Genomic DNA, 5,886 nt, shown 5'->3' with positions numbered 1-5,886 from the left:
GCACCGCTCGTACGGCACGGGCGCCGAGCCGGGTGACCACTGGCAGGTGCTGCTGGAGTCCGGCACCGGCTGGTCCGCCCGCCGCTGGACGCTGGCCGACATCGGCGGCGCGCCGGACGACGGGCTGCTGGTGCGGGCGAGTTGGACGGCCAGGGACCGGATCACCATCGTGACGGACGCGTACCAGCGGGTGTTCACGCTCGACCCGGACACCGGCGAACCGGTGGAGGCGCGTTAGCGGCGCTGACGACAACGGCCCCGCAGGAGCGATCTCCTGCGGGGCCGTCCCCGTTCCGCGTTCCGCTCAGCCGTCCTCGGACGGGTCCGGCGCGGGCGTGCCGTGCGGCCGCCCGGGGCCGCGGGTGGTGCCGCCGCCACCGGGCTGCGGGCCACCGGTGCCCGGCGCGCTGCCGGACTGGCCTCCGGACGGGCTGCCGGACGGGCTGCCGCTCGGGTTGGCCGGGTCGCGCTTGGGCGGGTCCGGGATGTAGACGGTCCTGAACTCGTCCTCCGGCATGGACCGCACCGCGTCGCTCATCGCCTGCCGCCAGATCGGCCCCGGGCCGGTCGCGCCGAAGACCTCCTCCTGGTAGTGGCCGCCGATCCGGATGTTCCGCATCGGCACCTTGTCGCCCGGGGCGCCCAGCCACACCGAGCCGGCGAGGTTGCCCGTGTATCCGCTGAACCAGGCCGCCTTCTTCTCGTCGGCGGTGCCGGTCTTGCCGGCGATCTGGCGGCCGTCGTCGAGGCCGAGGTCCTTGCCGGTGCCCTTCTCGGTCACGCCGAGGAGCACGGTGTTGACGACGTCCGCGGTGCTCTCGGACATCACCTGGTCGCACGTGACGGGCGGCACCGGGACGTTCTTGCCGTCGACCGTCGCGATCCGGGTGAGCGCGACCGGCGCGCAGTGCTTGCCGCGGGCGGCGAAGGTCGCGTACACGTTGGCCATCGTCAGCGGGCTGACCTCCTGCGTGCCGAGGCCGAGCGCGGGCACCTCTTCGAGCTGGTCGCCGTTGGCCTTGCCCGTCACGCCCAGCTTGTTGGCCATCTGCTTGACCGCGCAGAGGCCGATCTCCTGCTCCATCTGCACGAAGTAGGTGTTGACCGAGCGGGCCATCGCCTCCTTGAGCTCGTACGGGCCGACCTCGCTCGCGCTCTCGTTCGGGACGCTGCCGGTCTTCTTGCCCTTGTTCAGGTTCTTCCACGTCCCGTTGCAGGTCGACGTCGTCGGCCAGTCCATCCGGTTGGGCGCGGAGTACGACTGCGTGGGCGGCAGCCCCGCCTCCAGGGCGGCGGCGGCCACGATCGGCTTGAAGTTGGAGCCGGGCTGGAAGCCGACGCCGCCGCCCATCGCCGCGTCCACGTTGTAGTTGACGACGGTCTCGTTCTTCTCCTTCGCCAGGCCGTACGGGCGGGTCTGGGCCATCGCGAGGATGTCGCCGGAGCCGGGCTCGACCATCGTCATCGCCGCCGACACCGGGTCCGTCACGAACACCAGGTCCGAGACGGCCTTCTGGGCCGCGGCCTGCTTCTCCGGGTCCATGGTGGTGTAGATGTTGAGGCCGCCCTGGTCCCACAGCTTCTTGCGGTCGGCGGCGCTCTTGCCGAACACCGGGTCCTGCTTGACGACGTGGCGCACGTAGTCGCAGAAGAAGCCCATGCCCGCCTTCGCGGTGATGCAGCCGTTCTGCGGGTCCTTGTACTTCAGGCCCAGCGGCGCGGCCTTGGCCTCCCGGGCCTGCTCGGCGGTGATGTGCTTGTTCTCCACCATCTTGTCGATGACGGTGTCCCGGCGCTTCTGCGCGGCCACCGGGTGGAGCTTCGGGTCGTACTGGGACGGGTTCTGCACCAGCCCGGCGAGCATGGCCGCCTCGGGGAGGGACAGGTCCTTCGCGTCCTTGCTGAAGTAGCGCTGCGCGGCGGCCTGGATGCCGTACGCCTGGTGCCCGTAGAAGGTGATGTTCAGGTAGTTGGTGAGGATCTGGTCCTTGCTCAGGTCCTCCTCCAGCTTGATGGCGTACTTGAGTTCCTGGATCTTGCGGCCCATCGTCTTGCGCTGCGCCTCGGCGACCGCGACCGGGTCGTCGCCGGCCTTCTCGACGTTGACGTTCTTCACGTACTGCTGGGTGAGCGTGGACGCGCCCTGGACGGTGGCGCCGCTCTCCGCGTTCTTGGTGATGGCCCGCAGGATGCCCTTGAGGTCGACCGCGCCGTGCTCGTAGAAGCGGGCGTCCTCGATGTCGACCTGTGCCTGTCTCATCAGCGGCGACATCTGCTCGGCCGGGATGACCGTGCGGTCCCGCTCGTAGACCTTGGCGATCAGGCCGCCCTTGGCGTCGAAGATCTGCGTCGCCTGCGTCAGCGGGGGCGCCTTGAAGTCGTCGGGTATGCTCTCGAAGCTCTCCGCGCCGCTCTTCGCCCCCAGCCCGATGGCGCCGGCCCCGGGGAGGACGATCCCCGCGAGCAGGACGCCCCCGAGCACACTGCAGCCGAGGAACTTGACCGTGTGCCCGACCAGCGCGAGCGGGGTCACCCGGCGCCGGGGTCGCGGTACCCAGGTGTCGCCGGGGTCCGGGGCAGGTATGCGGCTCTTCCGTGACATAACTCGAACACTACGGCCACGAAAAGCCGCTGAGGGACGGGTGTTGGCCAAGCTTTGTCACAAAACCGCGACAGGTTCGACTCATTCGAGCCGGTCGTCCACATGTCCGGGCGGGGACCGGGGTGATCGTTCACGGTTTGTCGGCCCCCGCCCGGTTTGACCCTTGTGGATCACGTGCGCGTCACCCGCGGATCACGCGCGCGTCAGCCGGCCGGGCAGGACACGTCCTCCGCGGGGAGCCGGCCGGTGAGCAGGTACGTGGTGACGGCCTCGTCGCCGCACGCGTTGCCGTTGGCGACGTACGCGTCGTGGCCGCCCGAGTCGATCGAGACCATCCGGGCCCGCGGGCCGAACGCCGCACGGAGCTTCAGGGCGCCCCGGTAAGGGGTGGCGGGGTCGCGGAGGTTCTGGGCGAGGAGCACGTTCGCCGGGCCGCGGGAGGTGATGCGGGTCGGCGGCTCGGCGGGCTCGAACGGCCGGAACGCGCACGGCATGACGTTGACGGGCATGCCGGCGGTGAGCGGGCGGGCGGCGCGCTCGGCGGCGGTGTCCTTCGCGTACGCGGCCGGGTCGGCGGGCCACGACACGTCGTTGCACAGGGTGCCGACGGAGACGGCGATCGTGTTCTGGACGGCCTGCTCGGGCGGCGTGACCGGGGCCGGCAGCGGGCGGCGGCCGAGACCGGCCAGCATCAGGCGGGCGAGGTCGGGGAACCTCGCGTCCGCGTAGAGGCTCTGCAGCATCGTCTCGCGCAGCACGTTGCCGCTCAGCTCGGCCGGGTTGGCGCCGGGCCAGGGCAGGGGTGCGCGGTCCAGGCGGGCGGCGAGGTCGAGGAAGAGCGGGCGGACCTCCTCGGGGGTGTCCGCGACGCGGTCCGGATTGCCCGGCGCCGAGGCCCACTTGGCGAAGTCGGGGAAACGGTCCTCCGCGCCCTGGCCGAAGCCCGCGAGCCAGCCGCGCCCGACGCGGGACGGGTCCGGGTCGTCGTTGCTGTCGAGCACGATCCGGTCGGTGCGCTGAGGGAACATCGTGGCGTAGACGGCGCCGGCGTACGTGCCGTAGGACGTCCCCCACGCGGAGAGGCGGCGCTCGCCGAGGGCCTGGCGGATGCGGTCGATGTCGCGGGCCTCGTTCCGGGTGGAGATGCTGCGCAGCACCGGGCCGCCGTTGCGGGCGCAGGTGTCGGCGATGCGGCGGGCGGTGGCTAGGTTGTCGTCGATCGAACCGTCGGCGGCGGGCCAGGGGCGGAGCTTGACCATCGCCAGGTCGGGCGTGTCCAGGCCGCAGCTGACCGGCGTCGAGCGGCCGACGCCGCGCGGGTCGAAACCGACCAGGTCGAAGCGGTCGAGGACGGACTGCGGCAGGCGCTTGGCGGCACTGGTCGGAACGTTCAGACCGGAACCGCCGGGGCCGCCGGGGATGGTGAGCAGCACACCGTGGCGCTCGTCCGGCTTCGCGGCGCGGATGCGGGAGACGGCGAGGGTGATCTGCTCGCCGTGCGGATCGGCGTAGTCCAGCGGGACGGTGACGATGGCGCACTGCTGGCGGGGGTCGGCGGCGCCCTGGCAGGACGTCCAGGCGAGGCCTTGGCCGGAACGGTCCGCCGCGGCGGCGGGGAGGGCGGTGAGGACGGTCAGCGAGAGCGCGGCTGCGGCGGCGCCGGCGGCGATGCGGTTGACATTCGGCATGGTCGGAATTCTTCGCCGGAACGTCACTTGCCCCCATCCGGGCAGCACGCCGAACGCCGGTAGGGTAATCCCCCGCCTGCCCGGTGCAGTACGGTTCCCCCCTCCCGGCCGGGTGCGGCGCGCCCACGGGTTGGTCACTGCGGTGGTCCGGCCGGTCCGGCGCCGATGATTTCGGGGGGCTGCGGCGGATCTTGGCAGCCGCGCGACCGCTGAGGAGGCGTGAGGTGGACGAGGGGACGCACGAGCACAGCGACGAGCCCGAGCACGGGGGCACCGGGTCCGCGGCGGCGGCGCACGTGCACGCCCACGGACCGGCTGCGCCCGTCTCCGCCCGCCTGCGCCGGATCATCGCGGCCGTGCTCATCCCGTTCGCGCTGGCCGTCCTGGCCGGCCTCGTGATCCTGTGGCCCGGCGGAGTGCCGTCGCACCCGCGCACCGGGGTCGGCTTCGACCAGCAGGTCCAGCACGGCCGGGTCACCAAGGTGCAGGAACTCCCGTGCAGCACCGTCAACCCGGCCGACCAGGGCACCTGCCGGCAGGACACGGTCGAGGTGACCACCGGTCCCGACAAGGGCCGCACCTTCACCGTCGTCGTGCACCCGGGCGAGCCGCGGCAGTACGACGTGGGCGAGGAGGTCGTCCTCACGTACGCGCCGGACGCGCCGCCGGACCTCCAGTACAGCGTGGTCGACGTCGACCGGAACCTGCCGATGGGGGTGCTCGCGGGCGTCTTCGCGGTGGCCGTCGTCGCCGTCGGACGGTGGCGCGGGCTGGCCGCGCTGGTCGCGCTCGCGATCAGCTTCGCGGTGCTCTCGCTGTTCATCCTGCCGGCCATCCTGCGGGGTTCGGACCCGCTGCTGGTGGCCATCGTCGGGGCGAGCGCGATCATGCTGATCGCGCTCTACCTGTGCCACGGGCTCTCCGCCCGGACCTCGGTCGCGGTGCTCGGCACGCTCGTCTCGCTCGTCCTGATCGGCGTGCTGAGCCTGGTCTTCGCCTCCTGGGCGCACCTGACCGGCAACACCTCGGAGGAGACCGGGCTGGTCCACGACCTGTACCCGGGCATCCAGATCCGCGGCCTGCTGCTGGCCGGGTTCGTCATCGGCTCGCTCGGCGTGCTCTTCGACGTGACGGTCACCCAGACCTCGGCGATCTGGGAACTGCACGCGGCCGACCCCGGCATGGGCGTGCGCCGGCTCTACCGGACGGGCATGCGGATCGGCCGCGACCACATCGCGTCCACCGTCAACACCCTGGTGCTCGCGTACGCGGGCGCGGCCCTGCCGCTGCTCCTGCTGTTCTCGATCGCGCACCGGAACGTGCTCGACGTGGCGACGAGCGAGCTGGTCTCCGAGGAGATCGCGCGGACGCTGGTGGGCAGCATCGGGCTCGTCGCCTCCGTGCCGGTGACCACCGCGCTGGCCGCCCTGATCGCCGCGGCCGACCACCCGGGGGCGGCGGCGCGCGGCGGGCGGCACCGGCACGCGTAGGTGGTCTAGAGGCAACGCCGTTCAGTTAGGGCGGAGCTGGGGCTGTCAAGGGTCGGTTGTGAGCATGTTGATGCTGATGGTGGCCTTGTAGGTTGTCCGGTCGATG

General features: G+C 72.0%; 4 protein-coding genes. 2 read left to right on the top strand and 2 right to left on the bottom strand.

Annotation, left to right across the window (positions count from 1 at the left end):
• On the top strand, nt 1–238 hold a 238-nt coding region (locus tag AB0O00_RS27370; RefSeq protein ID WP_363656130.1), incomplete at its 5' end, for a hypothetical protein.
• A gap of 66 nt (nt 239–304) precedes the next feature.
• On the opposite strand, the gene AB0O00_RS27365 is transcribed toward AB0O00_RS27370, so the two are convergent.
• A complete protein-coding gene (locus AB0O00_RS27365) occupies nt 305–2,602 on the bottom strand; it encodes a transglycosylase domain-containing protein (RefSeq protein WP_363656129.1) in 2,298 nt (765 codons plus the stop codon).
• A gap of 203 nt (nt 2,603–2,805) precedes the next feature.
• Nucleotides 2,806–4,290, bottom strand: coding sequence for an alpha/beta hydrolase (locus AB0O00_RS27360; RefSeq protein WP_363656127.1), 1,485 nt, complete (start codon nt 4,288–4,290; stop codon nt 2,806–2,808).
• A gap of 296 nt (nt 4,291–4,586) precedes the next feature.
• Between AB0O00_RS27360 and AB0O00_RS27355 the strand changes: the two genes are divergently transcribed.
• The gene (locus tag AB0O00_RS27355; protein ID WP_363656131.1) at nt 4,587–5,780 is read left to right on the top strand and encodes a YibE/F family protein; all 1,194 of its coding nucleotides are present in this window, start codon (nt 4,587–4,589) and stop codon (nt 5,778–5,780) included.
• Nucleotides 5,781–5,886 lie beyond the last annotated feature (106 nt).

This window comes from Kitasatospora sp. NPDC093558, assembly GCF_040683475.1.
In the GTDB taxonomy this organism is placed as follows: domain Bacteria; phylum Actinomycetota; class Actinomycetes; order Streptomycetales; family Streptomycetaceae; genus Kitasatospora.
The sequence above is the reverse complement of the archived record's forward strand: the minus strand, read 5'-3'. Positions and strand labels throughout refer to the sequence as shown.

Coding starts and splice junctions, on each gene's coding strand:
- AB0O00_RS27365 (WP_363656129.1), bottom strand. CDS start 2,602: ATGTCACGGAAGAGCCGCATACCTGCCCCGGACCCCGGCGACACCTGG.
- AB0O00_RS27360 (WP_363656127.1), bottom strand. CDS start 4,290: ATGCCGAATGTCAACCGCATCGCCGCCGGCGCCGCCGCAGCCGCGCTC.